This is a genomic window from Gelidibacter algens, assembly GCF_001678675.1.
In the GTDB taxonomy this organism is placed as follows: domain Bacteria; phylum Bacteroidota; class Bacteroidia; order Flavobacteriales; family Flavobacteriaceae; genus Gelidibacter; species Gelidibacter algens.
In genome coordinates this window covers 1-767 of sequence record NZ_LZRN01000126.1, presented here as the reverse complement: position 1 = coordinate 767, position 767 = coordinate 1, and the positions used below count along the sequence as shown (strand labels likewise).

General features: G+C 24.4%; 1 protein-coding gene. It reads left to right on the top strand.

Going from position 1 to position 767, the window contains the following annotated elements:
• Window positions 1–393: 393 nt before the first annotated feature.
• Window positions 394–618 (top strand): helix-turn-helix domain-containing protein, encoded by a 225-nt coding sequence (locus A9996_RS19410; protein WP_083994047.1) that lies wholly within the window; start codon window positions 394–396, stop codon window positions 616–618.
• The last annotated feature ends 149 nt before the right edge of the window (window positions 619–767 follow it).

Sequence of the window (767 nt, the reverse complement as noted above, 5' to 3'; positions counted from 1 at the left end):
TTTATATTTTTTAAAGATGATTTTTTGTCTAACTTTTTTTTCAGATAAACTTTTCTCTTTCAAATTACAGATTTCTATAATAAAACAAAACCGTTATTTATTAAAATTTACTAACACACATTTACTGAAATTTCAAGTAACGTTTCAAGATATACTTCTTGAATTGAAAGACTTCAAGTCTGATAGTGAACATATTATTAGATCATTACTATATTTTACGCTAATAAAATTGAATAGACTTTATTCAGAATTACATCTATTGTCGTCAGAAACAGAAAATAATACAACTTCATTTATGTTTAAACAGTCTTTTGACAAAATGAGGTTAAAAAATAACCGAACAATCGATTTTTATTCTCAAAAACTTGGAGTGAGTAGAATAACGCTAAATAAATGTGTAAAAAAACATTCGGGATGACCAGTTCTGAAATGATTGACGAGTTTATAATGTTTGAAATCAAATCTATGTTGGCGTACTCAACATTAAATATAAACGAAATTGCAAATTCGGTTAACTTCTCTGAAGCCAATCATTTGACTAGATTTTTTAAACAACATTCCAATATAACACCCAAAGAATATAGAAACAATTATCAAAATGGTAGTTATATTATCTAAATGATACTGGTTGAAAAAGGTAATTGATAATAGTTTTACAAGAAATTTAATAAAGAAAACTATGTCATTACAAAACAATAAAATTAGAATTTCCAATAAGAAGTTATCCAATATAGTTACTATTAATTGCATTTTTTTAATTACTGTTA

What these genes read in the sequence shown, in the direction of transcription:
- A9996_RS19410 (WP_083994047.1), top strand. Translation starts at nt 394, where the DNA reads ATGTGTAAAAAAACATTCGGGATGACCAGTTCTGAAATGATTGACGAG.